The organism is Pseudarthrobacter sp. MM222, from assembly GCF_947090775.1.
Taxonomy (GTDB): Bacteria; Actinomycetota; Actinomycetes; order Actinomycetales; family Micrococcaceae; genus Arthrobacter.
On sequence record NZ_OX352321.1, the window covers coordinates 1,055,089 to 1,070,402 of the forward strand.

Below are 15,314 nucleotides of genomic sequence, written 5' to 3' on the forward strand. Positions count from 1 at the left end.
CTTGATTCGAGATTGAGCCAAATCACAATTGAAGACAAGGTTGGATATATGAACAGGGATGTAGCGTTGCTTCATTCACTGCCGTTTGGGGCCGCTGGACTCCATGCTTCAGCCGGTCAACATCCCAAACTGAACGCACGCGCCCGCGCAGAACGCCGAGAATGCATAGAATTAACGTATTCAACAGAAGGGGAAAGCGTTGCTTAACGATCCAGATCAGGATTTATTTGATATCCGGCGCCTGGCGCTGCTGGTGGAGGTGGTGGAGCAGGGATCGATCACTGCCGCGGCCGAACTGATGATGTACACGCCCTCCGCCGTCTCCCAGCAGCTCCGGAAGCTCGAACAGGAAGTCGGGCAACCGCTCCTCAACCGCCGCTCGCGCGGAGTGGTGCCCACGGAAGCGGGGCAGGTGCTCGCCGGCCACGCCCGTAAGATCGTCCGGCAAATGCGGGCCGCCCAGTCGGACCTGGACCAGATCGCCGGCCTCAAACGCGGCTCCCTGACCGTGGGTACCTTTCCGACCCTCGCCGGCTCGTTCCTGCCGGTTGTGATCCGGGCCTTCAAGAAGAGGTACCCGGCAATCGGCCTCTCCGTCCGCAGTGCACGCTTCGACGAACTTGTCACCGACCTGCAGTCCGGAGTTACCGGGCTCTGCCTGCTCTGGGACTATCCCTGGAACCGCTTTCAGGACGACTCCATCCGGATCACGGAAGTCTTCCAGGAAAGCACGGTCCTCCTGGTATCCCGCTCGCACCCGCTGGCCGACCGCGAAGAGATCCGAATGGAGGAACTCCGCAAGGAATCATGGATAGTGCGCGCCGAGGCCCACCCCGTGGTAGAAGTGCTGCAGCGCTCCGCCCATGAAGCCGGATTCGAACCGACCATCGGCTTCCTGGCCAACGACTACCAGGAAGCCCAGGCGATGGTGAGCGTCGGAATGGGCGTCGCCATGGTGCCCAAAACCGCCGTCGCCCTGCAACACCCCGACGTCAGCGTCATCAGCCTCGGCTCCGCCGCACCCCTGCGGCGCGTACTGCTGGCCCAACGCCAGGACAAGGTTTACGCCCCGGCAGAGGTTGCCTTCCATTCCACCCTGCTGGAGATCGCCCGCGAACGGGCCGGAGACTATCTGTAGCGACAGCGCGGGTTCTCGCCAAGTGACCCGGCGTTGCCGGTCACCGCGCCGCGATGTGCCCAGCGACGTACTCCGCGTCCACCCCGACCCCGGACACCGTTGACGACGCGTGCCGGGTGAGCCAGGGGAGCCCCACGGTGTAGAGGCCGGGGACCTCCGTCACGCCGCACGTATGGCGGGGGTAGTTCCACTGGTCGAGCACGGGGATGTCCAGGAAGCCGAAGTCCAGCCCGTTGCCGGTGCTCCAGATGACGGAGGTGATGCCCTCGGCGTCGAGGTCGAGGCGGGCTCCGGACTCCTCAGGCAGCCAGTCGTCGACGGGCGCCGGCTCCGGTGCGGGCGCGTCGACGCCCGCCGCGGTGATGTACGCGTCAAGCATCACCTTCATCCGTTGCCCGAACGTCGCCTCCACCAGTGCGAGACGGGCGGGGAGGTCGTCGCTGAAGAGGAGTACGCCGTCGTCCGTTCCCTCGGAGTGGCCGATCAGCCGGACGCCGCGGCGGCCCAGATCCCGCAGGCTGATGCTGTGGCCGCCGTTGTTGCCGGAGATCAGCCGATTGGGCAGGAACCAGGCGGCGGGGGAGGGGAGCTGGTCTGCCTGCAGGCCGTTGATGCCGTGGTCCGGTCCGTGCAGGTTGACCTGCAGGAGCCAGTAGAAGACGTCCTGGCCGCGGTAGCGCCGTGTCGGCCTCCGGGCAGGCCGACACTGACAGGTGCACCTCCCGGCCGGCGTCGAGCAGGTCCTCGGTGATCTGCCCGCCCGACTGCCCGGTGCCCAACACCAGCACCGCGCCGTCGGGCAGCTGCGCCGGGTTGCGGTAGTCGTGGCTGTGCAGCTGGCGGATGTGATTTGGGAGGTTGGCGGACGACGCCGGCATCCGCGGCCGCTGGTAGGCACCGTTCGCCAGGACGACGTTCCGTGCCAGCCAGCTTCCGTGGCTGGTTTCGACGGCGAAGCCGCTGTCCGCCGCGGAGCTGCCGTCTGCCCTGGCTACCGGTTGACCTCCGTTTCCAGCTGCACGGGCGCCGCGATCCGTTCGGCGTAGTCGCGGCACAGCTTGATCACCGCGTCGCGGGGCAGGAACGCGTCAGGCTCCGGGCCGTCGTACGCGTGGCCGGGGAGCAGGAACGCCAGGTTGGGTGTGTTCAGGTAGAACGAGTCCCACCGGTCCTGCCAGGCGCCGCCCAGTTCCGGCCGTTGCTCCAGCAGTTGATGGTCGACGCCGGACTGGGTGAGCCAGTAGCTCGTGGCCAGCCCGGCCTGCCCCGCGCCGATCACCAGGGTGTCCACCACGTTGTGTCCGCTCGGTGCTTTCGAGCGTCGAGCGGAAGTGCTCCCTGCCGGCGCTTTCGGCATTTCCATGGGATACCTCCGTGGTGGTCGCAGGTGCTCCTGCAGGATACGCCCGCAGCCGCCCCCGGTACAGGCGGTCGCGCTCAGGCGCCCCGCCGATTGTTATTTTCGACAGAATCAAAACCAAACCCTTGACTTATGGACATCCGATGCCGTTCCATGGTGGAAATCGGTAATGACGTAGATCACAGCGTCGTCAGATCGACATCACACCTGATCCAACCCATGTAACCCCAAGGAGTGCGGATGCACCGCTTCGCCGTCGACCCCGGTTCGACTGACATCAGCCCGGTTTCGTTCCACCCCGTCCTCTGGATCTGTGCGGCAGCCGTGTTCGCGGTCATCGTGCTCCAGTCCGTCATCTACCTGCGCGCCATCCGCAAGGCCGCCGGCTCGGCCAACCTCACGGACGGGCAGGTTATGGGCTCGGTCCGCCGCGGCGGCATCGCCGCGATCGGCCCTTCGCTCGCCGTCGCACTCGTCGCGATCTCGCTCCTGCCGCTCTTCAGCACGCCTGCTGTGCTGACCCGCATCGGCTTGGTCGGCTCCGCCGCGTTCGACGTCGCCGCGGCGGGCCTGGCGGCCCAGTCGCAGGGCGCGCAGCTCGGCGGCCCCACCTACACCCAGAAGATCTTCGCGATCGGCTTCGCCGCGATGACCCTCGGCGGCCTCGTGTGGATGCTCACGGCGCTCATCCTCACCCCCATCCTGGCCAAGGGCGACAAGACGCTGCGCAAGGTCAACCCCGCCGTCATGACCGTGGTCCCCACGGCCGCGATCCTCGCCGCGTTCATCACGCTCGCGCTCACCGAGACCACCAAGTCGGGCGTCCACGTCCTCACGTTGCTCGTCTCGGCGGCCGTGATGGGCATCTGCATCGCCGCCGCGAAGTTCCTGAACAAGCCCTGGCTGCGCGAATGGGGCCTCGGCATCGCGGTCTTCGTGGCCCTCGCCGCCGCCTTCCTTGTCACCGCCAAGTAGCCCGATCCCAGGAGAACCGCTCATGTCCTCTCAGACCACATCACTCGACGGGCTCGCCCAGTTCGACCGCACCACGTCCATCTGGGGCCCCATCACCCTGGGCCTCGGCTTCCTGGTCTCCCTCGCCGCAGCGCTCTTCACGGTGTTCGGCACGGGCCTCGGCATCACGGGGCAGGAGGTGTGGACCGCGTTCGGCATCGTCTTCGCGACGTTCGGCATCATCGCCGTCGTCGAACCGATCTCGTACTACCCGATCCTCGGACGCTCCGCGATGTACCAGGCGTTCATGATCGGCAACATCGCCAACAAGCTGCTCCCGTCCGCGCTCATCGCCCAGACCGACCTCGGCGAGAAGCCGGGCACCCGCCGGGCCGAGCTCATCGCGGGCGCCGCCATCATCGGCGCGGCATTCGTCCACATCCTCACACTCATCATCCTCGTGGGCTTCCTCGGCACGTGGCTCCTGGGCCTCCTGCCGGCGGGGCTCATCGCGGTGGCCCGCGTCTACATCCTCGCGGCCGTCTTCGGCGCCGTGACGGTCCAGGCCATCGTGTCGATGAAGAACGTACGGACCACGATCATCGCCGCGGTGGTCTCGGCCATCGTCGTCTACGGCGTGATCCGGCTTGCGCCGGCGCTCGCCAATTACGCGACGGCGATCGCCGTCGTCGGCGTGATCATCGTCGCGTGGTTCGCCCGGGAGCGCACCGCCGCGCCCACGGAGACGGAGGCGCCGGCGTCCGTCGGACACTGAGCCCTGCAAACTGAACCGAACCTGCACTGAACCTGACTGACCCGAAAGGCCACCATGACTGACACCACCACCACCGTCACCCTCGCCGCGGGCATCGAGGTCCCCGCGGGCTTCGTCGCCGAGCACGTCGAGTTGTACAAGGGTTTCCACCGCGCGCCGGAGCTGTCCTCGGCGGAGCACCGGACCGCCGAATCGATCGAAGCCCGGCTGACCGAGCTGGGCATCGAGCACTTCCGCTCGGGCGGGACCGGCGTCGTCGGTCTCCTGACCAACGGCGAGGGCCCCGTGGTCGGCTTCCGCGCGGACACGGATGGCCTGCCCATCGCGGAGGCCACCGGTCTGGACTACGCAAGCACCGCGACCGGCACGCTGCCCGACGGCAGCGAGGCGCCCACCATGCACGGGTGCGGCCACGACACCCACATCACCGCGGCACTCGCCGCCGCTCAGTACCTCACGGCCAATCGCGACGCGTGGCACGGGACCGCGGTGCTCCTCTTCCAGCCCGGCGAGGAGACGGCGTGGGGCGCCAAGGCCATGGTCGACGACGGCCTGTGGGACCGCGCGCCGCGTCCCAACGTGGTCCTCGCGCAGCACGTCATGCCGCTTGAGGCTGGCAAGTTCTGGCTGCGCCCGGGGAACATGGCGAGCCTCGCCGATTCGTGGCGGATCACCGTCCGCGGCCGCCAGGCCCACGGGTCGCAGCCGGAGAAATCCCTCGACCCGATCGTCGCGGCGGCCTCGATGGTCCTGCGCCTCCAGACGATCGTCTCGCGCGAGCTTGCCCCGATGACGCCGGCCGTCGTCACGGTGGGCACGTTTCACGCGGGCCTGAAGGAGAACATCATTCCGGAGACCGCGGAGTTCAGCGTCAACGTGCGCACGCCTGACGAGGACGTCCGCGCCCATGTCCTAGGTTCGATCCGCCGCATCGTGGCCGCCGAGGCCGCCGCGTCCGGCATCGAGGAGCCCGCGATCGTGGAGATCAACCGCTTCCCGCGCCTCTTCAACGACGCCGAACACACCGCGCGCGCCACGGCGGCGCTCGAGGGGGGCTTCGGCCCCGGCTCCGTCATCGCCGAGCCGCTCGGCATGGGCTCGGAGGACGCCGGCTGGCTCGGCGACGCGATCGGCGTCCCGGTGGTCTTCTGGTCCTTCGGCGCGTTCCCCGCCGAGGCGTTTGCCGACGGCGCCTCGCCCGCCGGCAACCACTCGCCGCACTTCGCGCCCGACGCCGAGCTCGCCGTGGTTAACGGCACCGGTGCCGCGCTCGCGGTGCTGCTCGAGTACCTCGGCAAGTAGCGGAGGCACGACGGCGGGCTCCACCCGCCGTCGTGCACCCGCCTTAAGCGGTGCCGCCCTAAGAGGGAGGCTGCCCGGGCGGGGCACCCGGGATGAGAGGATGATAGGCATGCTCGACGACCTCGACCGCCAGATCGTGGCAGCCCTCATCCGCAACGGCCGGGCGCCGTGGAGGCATATTGCCGACGTGCTCGGGCAGCAGGAGCGAACCGTGGCCCGCCGGGGCAACCGGCTCCTCGCCTCCGGGGAGGTGCGCGTGCAGTCGTTCCCGAGCCCCGCGGCGCTCGCACCCGTGGACCTCTACATGCTGCGGGTCGCCGCGGCGCCGTCCGCCGTGCCGGCGATCGGGACGTGGCTCGCCGAGCGGCCCGAGACGCACTGGATCAGCGCGCTGTCCGGTGCGAGCGAGTGCATCGTCGAGCTCTCCCTCGAACGGGAGGCCGTGGGGCCGTTCCTGTACGGTGAGCTCGCCGCGCTCGACGGCGTGCGGAACCTCTCGCTCGAACCGGTCTTCGAGTACTACCGCACGGTCTCGGGCTGGCGGCCGGACCTCCTTACCCTGGAGCAGTACGAGGCGCTCAGCCCCTCCGAGCACCCGCAGTTCGCAGCAGGATACGCGGAGCTGGGGATGTCGCCCCTCGATGAGCCCAGCCGCGCCCTCGCCGAGCTCCTGCGCGCGAATGGCCGCATCACCATCGAGGAGCTGGCCGCCGGCCTGGGGGTGTCCAAGGCGACCGCGAGCCGGAGACTCGAGACACTCATTGCAGACGGTGCTGTATTTGTGCGGGCGATCCTCGACCCCGCTTCGATCGGGTATCCCGTCGAGGGCGTCCTGACCGTGCGCGCCGAGGCCCCGGCGCTGGACGCCGCCGGACGGTACATTGCGGACCTGCCGGCGACACGCTGGGCCGCCAACGTCTCGGGCCGTATCCTCGTCCAGACCGCGACCCGGAGCCTCGCGGAACTGCGCGGGGTAATGGAGGGAATCGCGGCGCATCCCGGCGTGACCGGCGTGGACGTCTCGCTCTTTGGCAGGATCTTCAAGCGCAGCACGGTGGCCTACCGCGACGGGAAGCTCCCGCAGATCGGCGAAGTGGATGGCAAGGAAGGGAAGTCCCGTACGGTCCCGGAGGGCGTTTTCACACTGGCCTAGGAGCGGCGGTCTTGAGTCGTCGGGTTCGATGACCATAAAGTGATCGCCAACGGCTAGCACTCCAGGAGATGACATGTCCCTCGTCCGCGTGCACAACTTTTCGATTTCCCTCGACGGCTTCGGCACCGGTGAGGGCCAGCAACTCGAGACTCCCTTCGGCCACGCAGGCTCCCGGCTGATGAAGTGGGCCTTCGGGACGCGCACCTTCCGCGCGATGGGCCTCCACGGGGAGTCGGAGGCATCCTTCGGCGTCGACGAGGCGTTCGCCAGCCAGTGGGGGACCGGGATCGGTGTGGAGATCATGGGACGCAACAAGTTCGGCCCTCAACGCGGTCCCTGGGCGGACGAGGAATGGAAGGGATGGTGGGGCGACAACCCCGTCTTCCACACCCCCGTCGTTGTTCTGACCCACCATCCCCGGCCGGTACTCGAGATGGACGGCGGAACAACCTTCCACTTCGTCGACGCCGACCCCGTCACCGCGCTCAAGCAGGCCCGCGCCCTGGCGGGCGACCTCGACGTCCGGATCGGCGGCGGCGTCAGCACGGTCCGGCAGTTCCTCGAGGCGGACCTGATCGACCACATGCACCTTGTCCTCGTGCCGATCGTCCTGGGCCGGGGTGAACGGCTCTGGGACGGACTCGAAGGACTCGAGGAACGCTTTGACATCGAGACAACCCCCTCTCCAAGCGGCGTTTCCCATCTGGTCTTCACCCGTCGCCCGGCCCGGTAGGTCTGGCGGTCGTTGCTAAGACGAGTACGCCGTCGTCCGTTCCGAGCGACAGCAGCGGTGCTCTACATATGCTTAGCAGGGCAAAGGGCTGCCACGCCCGCGCAGGAGTCTTCCTGCCGTGGCGGGCTTCATCGGGGTTGACGACGCTCTGGTGCCGATGAGATGTGGAAGCAGGAGGTTCGTCTTGGCTGTAGCACTTGGACCGCGTTCAGACGCGGAGGTCCGTCCGTACCTCGACTCGCTGGGCTTGCCGGGGATTATTGATCTGCATGTGCATTTCATGCCTTTCCAGGTGCTGGAGAAGGTGTGGGCGTTCTTTGACCGCGTTGCGGACAGCGGCGCTCCCGCCTGGCCCATCACCTACCGGGACTCCGAAGAGGAACGGGTGCGGACGCTGCGGGATATGGGAGTGAAGGCATTCACCACCCTGAACTATGCGCACCGCCCCGGCATGGCGCAGTGGCTCAACGACTACTCGACAGCCTTCGCCTCAAGCCATGCAGACGCCATCCACTCTGCCACTTTCTACCCAGAGCCGGGCGTGGAAACCGTCGTCGCGGACAGCTTGAAGCAGGGCGCCCGAATCTTCAAGGTGCACATCCAGGTGGGAGGATTCTCACCCTTGGACCCTCAGCTGGCACCCGCCTGGGAGCTCATCCAGGACTCCGCTACGCCGGTTGTCATCCACTGCGGCAGCGGTCCACACCCAGGGGAATACACCGGACCTAAACCCATCCGCGAACTCATCAAAAGGTACCCCTCGCTGGTGCTCATCATCGCGCACGCAGGCCTGCCGGAGTACCGGGAGTACGCCGACCTCGCCGCGAACAATCCTCACGTGTACCTCGACACGACCATGGTCGGCACCTCCTACATGGAACAGGTCGCCCCGATTCCGCCCGGATACCTGGACACCCTTGCCGGACTGTCAGACAAAGTCGTCTTCGGCACCGATTTTCCGTCGATTCCCTACTCCTACAGCCACCAAATTCAGGTACTCGAAGGCTGGGGACTCGGCAGCCAATGGATGAAAAATGTCCTCTGGCACACCCCGCAGAAACTTCTAGGGCTGGACCGGCTGCCCTAGCCAGGCGTGTCAGAGGCGCCGCTAATGCCCGTTAGTTAGTCCGTGGGCTGCCCGTTGATGATGTCGTCCGCGTTCTCGAAGGCCCAGGCAACCAGCGGAACCAGCAGGGCGCTCAACTCATAGCCGCGCTCCGTGAGGCTGTAGTCCACCCGCGGCGGAATGACCGGCTGGGCATTCCGGCTGACCAGGCCGTCGCGCTCTAGGGTTTTCAGGGTTTGTGCCAGCATTTTCTCGCTGACCCCCTCGGCACGCCGTCGCAATTCGCTCCAGCGCTGCTCGCCCTCGGATAAAGCAAGCAGAATCAGCACGCCCCACTTACTGGTGATGTGATCGAGCACTGTGCGGCTGGGGCAGCCCGCCGGGAAAACGCCGCCGGCTAGGCCGACGGGAAGGCGCATGGCGGGGGCTACATGGGTGGTACTAACTTCCATGCCAGTACCTTACCTTAAAGTGCGTACTCTCTTTCGGGAAGTAAGGCGAGGATTCCTTGGTTGTGATCGGTGAGAAACACCAAATCGAAAGGAAATCCATGAGCATCGTAATCACCGGCGCAACCGGCCAGCTGGGCCGCCATGTAGTCGAGGCCCTGCTGGAGCGCAACGTTCCTGCGGAGGACATCGTGGCCACGGGCCGCTCCATCGAAAAGCTCGCAGACTTCGCCGCGCGCGGCGTCCAGGTCAAGGCCATGGACTACACCGATCCCGCCTCCGTGGCGGAGGCATTGAAAGGGGCGCAGAAGGTGCTCCTCATTTCCGGCAGCGAGGTGGGGCAGCGTGTGGAGCAGCACCGCACCGTCATCGAGGCCGCGAAGGCAGCAGGTGTTGAACTGCTCGCCTACACGAGCATCGCCAACGCGGACACCACAAAGATGAAGCTGGCAGGGGAGCACCAGGAAACCGAGGCCATCCTGCAGGATTCGGGTGTTCCTTTCGTTCTCCTTCGCAATGGCTGGTACCTGGAGAACTACACCGATCAGCTGCCCGGCACGCTCGCACAGGGCGGGATCGCCGGAAGCGCGGGGGAGGGGCGGGTCAGCGCAGCTTCCCGCGCCGACTATGCCCACGCTGCAGCTGCTGTGCTGGTTGCCGGCGACCAGGCCGGCAAGATCTACGAGCTGGGCGGCGATGAACCGTTCACCATGGATGAACTCGCGGCGGAGATCAGCGCGGCGACCGGCACGGAAATCTCCTACCAGGACCTCCCCGCGCAGGAGTACGCCGGAATGCTGGCTGGTGTGGGAGTGCCGGAGGCCTTCGCGGAAATCCTGGCCGACTCTGACCTGGGGATTGCCCGCGGTGACCTCCTGGTCAGCACCGGAGACCTGAAGACGCTGATCGGACGCCCCGCCTTGTCCCTCGCCGAAGCTGTCCGCTCAGCAGCTGCCTCCGCTTAGCAGCTGCCTCGGCTTGACCTGGCACCAAGCGTCACGGCACTGGTTGCCCCGACTTCAGGCGGGCGCCTCTTGGTTGCCCGGCCTCCTGGTTGCCCGGCCTGCTTAGGCCGGGCCTCCTGGTTGCCCGGCCTGCTTAGGCCGGGCAGCCAACACTTGGTGCCGGTGGGCGTGACGGTTCCGCTAGGGAGGGCTAGTTACTTCTTCGCGGACTTGGCTTTCGCGGTCTTCGGCGGCAGTGTGCTCACATGCTCGAATGCCTTCTCCACCCAGGCCTTGGCCCGCGCCTCATCGCCGTCGCCCTCGGCATTCCAGATCTCCGGCAATCCGGTGTAGCCGCCCATCGGGCGCTCGGCCGGCCCGAACGGAACGGTCCGCTCGGTGCTTTCGAGCTCCTCCTTGTCCGCTTGGGCCAGCTTCACGCCGATGGTGGGGCCGAACAGACCGGCGAACATGTTGCCGTTCACGAACGCCCCGAGGTTGCCGAACATCGGCTTGACGACCACCTCGGGATGGTCCGGGATCACCGAGCGGAAGTGCTCCTTGTCGGCATCGGACGCTTTCGGCATTTCCATGGGAGTTCCTCCAGAACAGTGACGACGGGATGGGTCTTCCTGCAGGATATGCCAGGGGCCGGGTACGGTACAGGCGCCCTGTCCCCATCAGGGTTCTACCCCCGTGCCGCCAGCCCCGGAACTCCGTCCTGGATCGGAAACGACGCCTCCGTGTCACCGGGCGCCCGGCGTTCGCGACCTAGGGTTCCGCGCCGCTGACTTCTACGGCAGGAGGCCTGAGGTGGCCCGGGTGGCCCACCTGTGGCGCCATACTTGACCATGACAGAAGGGCTGAGAATAGCCGCGCAGACCTAAAGCACGGACTTCTCGTGGCCCTCGTGCTGCGCCTCGTAAACCACAAAGATTGTGACGACGAAGGGGAACCCATGAACACCGCACCGTCAGTCATCGTTTTCGACGTCAACGAAACACTTTCAGACATGTCGCCGATGGGCCAGCGGTTCGCCGAAGTCGGCGCCCCGGCCGAGTTGGCGAAACTTTGGTTTGCCACGCTGCTGCGGGACGGCTTCGCGCTCACCGCGGCCGGCGGCAACGGCGCCTTCGCCGAGATCGGCGCGGAGGTCCTGCGCGGGCTGCTTGCCGCCTACGACATAGGGATGGACCTTGACCACGCGGTGGCGCATGTCATGGCGGGAATGGCAGGACTCGGCCTGCATCCCGACGTCCCTGAGGGCGTCCGGGCTCTGCGGGCAGCTGGATACCGACTGGTCACGCTGTCCAACGGCTCTACCCGGGTCGCGGAGAAACTGATCGTGCCCGCCGGGATCCGGGACCAGTTCGAACGGCTGCTTTCTGTGGAGGATGCCCCGGGGTGGAAGCCCGCAGCGACCGCTTACCACTTCGCCTCCGGGGCCTGCGGCGTGGAACCCGGAGAGATGCTGCTGGTGGCCGTCCATCCCTGGGACATCCACGGCGCCGCCAGGGCCGGTCTGGGCACGGCGTGGATCACCCGGACCGGGGCCGACTACCCGGACTATTTCGCTGCTCCCGACTACACCGTCGCGTCCTTGGCGGAACTCCCGGAAGTGCTGGGGCATGCAGCTCAGACCCCGAGCTCGTGAGCCAGTCCGGTGATGCTCGGGGCCGAGAGGTCCCAATCGCTCTCCGGCGTCAGGTCCGCGACCTGGCCGGGGCCGTATTCGGTGGGGCGGGGGATGAACGCCGTCGCCAGCCCGGCCTCCCGGGCAGCAAGCAAGTCGTTGTTGTGGGCGGCCACGAGCATCACTGCACCGGGCTTGAGGTCCAGGAACTCCGCAGTCCGAAGGTAGGCCGTGGGCAGCGGCTTGTAGGTGCGCGTCATGTCCGAGCCGATGATCACGTCCCACGGAAGGCCGGCGTTTTTGGCCATGTCCAGTAACAGCGAGGTGTTGCCATTGGAGAGTGGGCCCACGATGTAGTTACGGCGGATGGCGGACAGGCCTTCCAAGCTGTCCGGCCATGGGGGCAGACGGTGCCAAGATGTGTTCAACTCTTCCAGGGTTCTTGCGTCCAGCCGGTCCGGATCGAAGCCGTGGCGGCGGAGCACCTGGTCCAGGTTTTCGCGGTGGAGTGCGTCCAGGGTGGCGAATTCGCGGGAGCCGGAGCGGATGGCCTCCATTGCCGGCTGGTAGAGGGAACGCCAGTCATCGGCGAACGCCTCGGCGTCGAGATGCTGCCCATGTGTCGCGGCGAAAGCGGCCGCCTGCCGGGCGACGCCGGTACGCCAGTCCACCACTGTGCCGAAGGTGTCGAAAAGCACGGCGCGTATCCCGCACCCGGTTGACGGTGAACGGTATGGCTGGATGGTCATATCCTGTTTCCTTCCCAATGTTTCCTGCCCGATAGTCTGGCAGTATGCGCACTGATTTCGATCCCACAGCCACGTCCGCCCGTGACTTCTACCGGCTGCTCACCGCCGTGGTGGTGCCCCGGCCCATCGCGTGGGTATCGAGTGTCTCGCCGGAGGGCGTTGACAACCTGGCCCCGCACTCGTTCTTCACCGTGGCGTCCACGCATCCGCCCATCGTGCAGTTCACCTCGGTGGGGGAGAAGGATTCGCTCCGCAACATCACCGAGTCCAAGGAATTCGTGGTGAACCTCGCCCCGGCCGCGCTGCTGGAGGAGGTCAACGCCACGGGCACCAATTTTCCGCCCGATGTCAGTGAGTTCGACGCCGCCGGCCTCACCCGGGAACCGAGCCTCACGGTGCGTGCGCCGCGGGTTAAGGAATCGCTGGCGGTGCTCGAATGCCGTCTCCACTCGGTCCTGCCGATCGGAGACTCCATCCTGGTCTTCGGCGAAGTGACGCACGCTGCCGTGAGTGACGCAGTTTTGGACGGCACACACCCTCGGATTGACCTGCTGGAGCCGCTGTCCCGGCTGGGCTTGGACGAATGGGGCACGCTGGCCACCGTCCACGACCTCCAGCGGATCCGGCTCAAGGACTGGCCGGGGCCTTTCCGCCCCAAGGCCTGAAACCCGGCGGAAGACAGGCCGCATTAAGAGGAAAGCTAGAAAGGGAAAGGGATGCCCTGCCATGCAGGACATCCCTTTCCCTTCCGCTGTACGGTGATCAGCCGAGGCCCAGCTGGACGAACACGAACCACACGAGGAGCGGCACCACGCCGATCATGGCGATGGCCCAGAGCAGCAGCGCCCGGAAGAACATCCGCTCGTCCTTGGGCTGCGCGCTCGCCATCAGCAGGGCGCCGCTGGTGGACATCGGGCTCACGTCAACCACCGACGAACTGATGGCGATGGCCGTGATTACCCCGACGGGCGTGAGCAACGGATCCATCGCGATGGGTGCGACCACCGGGCTGATGACGCCGAGGGTGCCGGTGGTGGAGGCGAAGGCCGAGACTATGGCCACCACATAGCTGGTGAGCAGGGCGGCAAGGGAGCTGTTGCCGAGGCCGGCGATGCCTTCCTGCAGTTCCTTCAGCGCACCCATCTTTTCCAGCATGCCCACGTAGGTGACGATGCCGGTCACCAGGATGATCGCGGACCACGGCATGCTTTCCACTGCCGGCTTCTGCACACCCGAGTCCAGGACGATCAGCACGGCGGCAATGACCAGCGAAGCGACTCCGACGTCCAGGCCCAGGACGGTGGTGAGCACCAGCAGGGAGGCGATGCCCACCAGGGTGAGGATCCGCATCGGCGTTGCGGCTACCTTCTCGGGGCCGGTCCTGGTGGTGCTTGCGGCAGTCACAGAGGTGTGCGCCGGGGCGGTGAGCACAGTAGTTCCGGACCCGGACGGAGCTGACGCGCGGCGTCCGGCGGGAGCGGCAGCGCCGCCGTCGTGCTTTGCACCCCCGGCCTCACCGGCCTGGTGACCTGCCTCCGCCTTGGCCGTGCGGCGCTTCATGATGGCCTGGACCAGAACGTAGGCGATCACGGCCAGAATGGCATTGAAGACGAAGCAGTAGGCGTACAGCTTAAAGGAACCGTCCGCGGCTCCGGCGCCGTCCAGCATCTTGTTGGCCAGCACGCCGAAGGGGTTGACCGTGGAGAAGGCACCGGCGTTGGCGCCCTGGACAATGACCAGGCCCATGGCCAGGGTGCTGATGCCGAACCGCATGCCCAGCGCCAGGCCCACCGGCGCCACAATGGCGATGGCGGCGGGGGTGAACGCGCCGGCCGAAGCCAAGGCGGCCGTCAGCAGGAACATCAGGATGGGGACCAGGATCTTCCGGTCGCCGGCGAGCCGTTCAGCCCAGTAGGCCAGCAGGTCGATGGTCCCGTTGATCCGCACAATGGCGAAGAGCAGTGTGGCGCCCACCAGGATGAAGAACAGCCCGGCAGGGAACTGGCCGATGACGTCCTTGATGGACATGCCGGCCAGGAGGGTTCCGACGCCGAACGCGGCGACGGTGGCCAGCAGGCCGGCGTTGATCTTGGTGAAGGAACCGATGGCAAAGGCCGCCACCAGGACCAGGAACGCGATAAGTGACAGGGACACGGTGCGGTCCGCCTAGGAGTTCGCCGGGGTCAGGACGCCGGCGCCGGACAGCAGGCTGCCGGCTCCGGTGATGGAGGGCTGGTGGCCGAGAGCCTTGAGGATGTCGTACGTGGTGGCGGTGGCCGCCGTGATGACCGGCAGCCCCAGCTCGTCCTCCACTGCCTGGACCGCAGCCAGCGACGGCATCTGGACGCAGGCGGAAAGCACGACGGCGTCCGCGCCTTCGCGCTGCAGGCTCCGGGCAAGCGCGGGCAGGTTCTGCGGGTCAAGGCAGCCGACCTCAAGGTTGTCCGCCACCTCGAGACTGATGGCGTCCAGAACGGTGATGCCGGAGCCTTCGATGTAGTCCACCACCATTTTGGTGAGCGGCTTCATGTAGGGGGTGATCATGGCCACCTTGAGCGCGCCGATTTCCTGCAGCGTGCGGACCAGGGCGCCGGCGCTGCTGGTGACCGGGGCGGGGTGCCCGTTGCCGGCGGCCGCGTCAGCGATGACTTTCTCCGAGCCCTCGTGGGCTCCGGGACCCTGGGCCATGACGGCGACCAGGCAGGCGTAGGCGATGACGTCCACATCGGCGTCGGAGACTGCCTCGGCGCAGCCAGCTGCCTTACCCACCATGGCCAGCAGCTCTTCCCGGGTGACCTTCTTCATGCCGGCGCGGGCGGAGTGGAAGGTGTAGCTGTGGCCGGTTGCCTCGGCCTGGCGCCGGAATAGCTCGGGCAGCTCCGTCTCCATAGTGGTGTTGGAGCTGGGGACGATCAGTCCCACCCTGGAGGAGCCCGGGCGCTTGGGCTCCGGCGCGGTTTCGCAGGTGGTTTCGGGGATGCTCATGATTTCTCCACGTCGTTGTGCTGGGGGCTTAGGGGTGAGACCCACAAGGTGGGTTCGACTCCCATGATGTGGG

The 15,314-nt window shown here is 66.8% G+C and carries 18 protein-coding genes; 10 read left to right on the forward strand and 8 right to left on the reverse strand.

What is annotated here, in order from left to right; all coding sequences use genetic code 11:
* Window positions 1-199 precede the first annotated feature (199 nt).
* Window positions 200-1,138: a LysR family transcriptional regulator gene (locus OM977_RS04785; protein WP_264356396.1), complete on the forward strand. Its 939-nt coding sequence runs from the start codon at window positions 200-202 to the stop codon at window positions 1,136-1,138.
* Between the two features lie 40 nt (window positions 1,139-1,178).
* On the opposite strand, the gene OM977_RS19660 is transcribed toward OM977_RS04785, so the two are convergent.
* From OM977_RS19660 to OM977_RS19670, 3 genes are read right to left on the reverse strand one after another with little or no spacing between them, the layout of a single operon-like run.
* Window positions 1,179-1,517, reverse strand: a complete 339-nt coding sequence (locus OM977_RS19660; protein ID WP_333474001.1) for a hypothetical protein — start codon at window positions 1,515-1,517, stop codon at window positions 1,179-1,181.
* Complete coding sequence (locus tag OM977_RS19665; RefSeq protein ID WP_333474002.1) at window positions 1,510-2,193, reverse strand: NAD(P)-binding domain-containing protein; 684 nt, start codon at window positions 2,191-2,193, stop codon at window positions 1,510-1,512. The genes OM977_RS19660 and OM977_RS19665 overlap by 8 nt, the downstream gene beginning before the upstream one ends.
* Window positions 2,130-2,501, reverse strand: a complete 372-nt coding sequence (locus OM977_RS19670) for an NAD(P)-binding protein (RefSeq protein WP_333474003.1) — start codon at window positions 2,499-2,501, stop codon at window positions 2,130-2,132. Before OM977_RS19670 ends, OM977_RS19665 begins: the two co-directional genes overlap by 64 nt.
* 237 nt (window positions 2,502-2,738) lie before the next feature.
* On the opposite strand from OM977_RS19670, the gene OM977_RS04795 reads away from it, so the two are divergent.
* The 6 genes from OM977_RS04795 (at window position 2,739) to OM977_RS04820 (ending at window position 8,502) form a co-directional block, all read left to right on the forward strand.
* Window positions 2,739-3,473, forward strand: coding sequence for a DUF5058 family protein (locus OM977_RS04795; protein WP_264356397.1), 735 nt, complete (start codon window positions 2,739-2,741; stop codon window positions 3,471-3,473).
* A gap of 22 nt (window positions 3,474-3,495) precedes the next feature.
* Entirely contained in the window at window positions 3,496-4,227 is a 732-nt protein-coding gene (locus tag OM977_RS04800; protein ID WP_264356398.1) for a hypothetical protein, read from the forward strand.
* 54 nt (window positions 4,228-4,281) lie between these two features.
* Window positions 4,282-5,529: an amidohydrolase gene (locus tag OM977_RS04805; protein WP_264356399.1), complete on the forward strand. Its 1,248-nt coding sequence runs from the start codon at window positions 4,282-4,284 to the stop codon at window positions 5,527-5,529.
* Window positions 5,530-5,638: 109 nt separating this feature from the next.
* Window positions 5,639-6,682, forward strand: coding sequence for an Lrp/AsnC family transcriptional regulator (locus tag OM977_RS04810; protein ID WP_264356400.1), 1,044 nt, complete (start codon window positions 5,639-5,641; stop codon window positions 6,680-6,682).
* A gap of 73 nt (window positions 6,683-6,755) precedes the next feature.
* Window positions 6,756-7,415 carry a dihydrofolate reductase family protein gene (locus OM977_RS04815; RefSeq protein WP_264356401.1) on the forward strand — a complete coding sequence of 220 codons (660 nt, stop codon included), beginning with the start codon at window positions 6,756-6,758 and terminating at the stop codon, window positions 7,413-7,415.
* A 184-nt stretch (window positions 7,416-7,599) separates the two neighbouring features.
* Window positions 7,600-8,502 (forward strand): amidohydrolase family protein, encoded by a 903-nt coding sequence (locus tag OM977_RS04820; protein ID WP_264356402.1) that lies wholly within the window; start codon window positions 7,600-7,602, stop codon window positions 8,500-8,502.
* 35 nt (window positions 8,503-8,537) lie between these two features.
* Here the strand turns inward: OM977_RS04820 and OM977_RS04825 are convergent, their stop codons facing one another.
* Window positions 8,538-8,933 (reverse strand): winged helix-turn-helix transcriptional regulator, encoded by a 396-nt coding sequence (locus OM977_RS04825; RefSeq protein WP_264356403.1) that lies wholly within the window; start codon window positions 8,931-8,933, stop codon window positions 8,538-8,540.
* 98 nt (window positions 8,934-9,031) lie between these two features.
* On the opposite strand from OM977_RS04825, the gene OM977_RS04830 reads away from it, so the two are divergent.
* Window positions 9,032-9,895 (forward strand): SDR family oxidoreductase, encoded by an 864-nt coding sequence (locus OM977_RS04830; protein ID WP_264356404.1) that lies wholly within the window; start codon window positions 9,032-9,034, stop codon window positions 9,893-9,895.
* Between the two features lie 194 nt (window positions 9,896-10,089).
* On the opposite strand, the gene OM977_RS04835 is transcribed toward OM977_RS04830, so the two are convergent.
* Window positions 10,090-10,467 carry a TfoX/Sxy family protein gene (locus OM977_RS04835; RefSeq protein ID WP_264356405.1) on the reverse strand — a complete coding sequence of 126 codons (378 nt, stop codon included), beginning with the start codon at window positions 10,465-10,467 and terminating at the stop codon, window positions 10,090-10,092.
* Window positions 10,468-10,832: 365 nt separating this feature from the next.
* Here OM977_RS04835 and OM977_RS04840 point away from each other — a divergent pair, with 365 nt between their 5' ends.
* On the forward strand, window positions 10,833-11,528 hold the full coding sequence (locus OM977_RS04840) for a haloacid dehalogenase type II (protein WP_264356406.1): 696 nt from the start codon (window positions 10,833-10,835) through the stop codon (window positions 11,526-11,528).
* Here the strand turns inward: OM977_RS04840 and OM977_RS04845 are convergent.
* The gene (locus tag OM977_RS04845) at window positions 11,510-12,256 is read right to left on the reverse strand and encodes a haloacid dehalogenase type II (RefSeq protein ID WP_264356407.1); all 747 of its coding nucleotides are present in this window, start codon (window positions 12,254-12,256) and stop codon (window positions 11,510-11,512) included. The two genes, OM977_RS04840 and OM977_RS04845, sit on opposite strands and share 19 nt — an antisense overlap.
* A 44-nt stretch (window positions 12,257-12,300) precedes the next feature.
* Between OM977_RS04845 and OM977_RS04850 the strand changes: the two genes are divergently transcribed.
* Window positions 12,301-12,921, forward strand: a complete 621-nt coding sequence (locus OM977_RS04850) for a flavin reductase family protein (protein WP_264356408.1) — start codon at window positions 12,301-12,303, stop codon at window positions 12,919-12,921.
* 97 nt (window positions 12,922-13,018) lie between these two features.
* Here the strand turns inward: OM977_RS04850 and OM977_RS04855 are convergent, their stop codons facing one another.
* Entirely contained in the window at window positions 13,019-14,410 is a 1,392-nt protein-coding gene (locus OM977_RS04855; protein ID WP_264356409.1) for an SLC13 family permease, read from the reverse strand.
* A gap of 12 nt (window positions 14,411-14,422) precedes the next feature.
* The gene (locus OM977_RS04860; RefSeq protein WP_270103204.1) at window positions 14,423-15,241 is read right to left on the reverse strand and encodes a maleate cis-trans isomerase family protein; all 819 of its coding nucleotides are present in this window, start codon (window positions 15,239-15,241) and stop codon (window positions 14,423-14,425) included.
* Between the last annotated feature and the right edge of the window lie 73 nt (window positions 15,242-15,314).

Coding starts and splice junctions, on each gene's coding strand:
- OM977_RS19670 (WP_333474003.1), bottom strand. CDS start 2,501: ATGGAAATGCCGAAAGCGCCGGCAGGGAGCACTTCCGCTCGACGCTCG.
- OM977_RS04825 (WP_264356403.1), bottom strand. CDS start 8,933: ATGGAAGTTAGTACCACCCATGTAGCCCCCGCCATGCGCCTTCCCGTC.
- OM977_RS04810 (WP_264356400.1), top strand. CDS start 5,639: ATGCTCGACGACCTCGACCGCCAGATCGTGGCAGCCCTCATCCGCAAC.
- OM977_RS04860 (WP_270103204.1), bottom strand. CDS start 15,241: ATGAGCATCCCCGAAACCACCTGCGAAACCGCGCCGGAGCCCAAGCGC.
- OM977_RS04830 (WP_264356404.1), top strand. CDS start 9,032: ATGAGCATCGTAATCACCGGCGCAACCGGCCAGCTGGGCCGCCATGTA.
- OM977_RS04815 (WP_264356401.1), top strand. CDS start 6,756: ATGTCCCTCGTCCGCGTGCACAACTTTTCGATTTCCCTCGACGGCTTC.
- OM977_RS04800 (WP_264356398.1), top strand. CDS start 3,496: ATGTCCTCTCAGACCACATCACTCGACGGGCTCGCCCAGTTCGACCGC.
- OM977_RS19660 (WP_333474001.1), bottom strand. CDS start 1,517: ATGCTTGACGCGTACATCACCGCGGCGGGCGTCGACGCGCCCGCACCG.
- OM977_RS04795 (WP_264356397.1), top strand. CDS start 2,739: ATGCACCGCTTCGCCGTCGACCCCGGTTCGACTGACATCAGCCCGGTT.
- OM977_RS04835 (WP_264356405.1), bottom strand. CDS start 10,467: ATGGAAATGCCGAAAGCGTCCGATGCCGACAAGGAGCACTTCCGCTCG.
- OM977_RS04840 (WP_264356406.1), top strand. CDS start 10,833: ATGAACACCGCACCGTCAGTCATCGTTTTCGACGTCAACGAAACACTT.
- OM977_RS04805 (WP_264356399.1), top strand. CDS start 4,282: ATGACTGACACCACCACCACCGTCACCCTCGCCGCGGGCATCGAGGTC.
- OM977_RS04845 (WP_264356407.1), bottom strand. CDS start 12,256: ATGACCATCCAGCCATACCGTTCACCGTCAACCGGGTGCGGGATACGC.
- OM977_RS04850 (WP_264356408.1), top strand. CDS start 12,301: ATGCGCACTGATTTCGATCCCACAGCCACGTCCGCCCGTGACTTCTAC.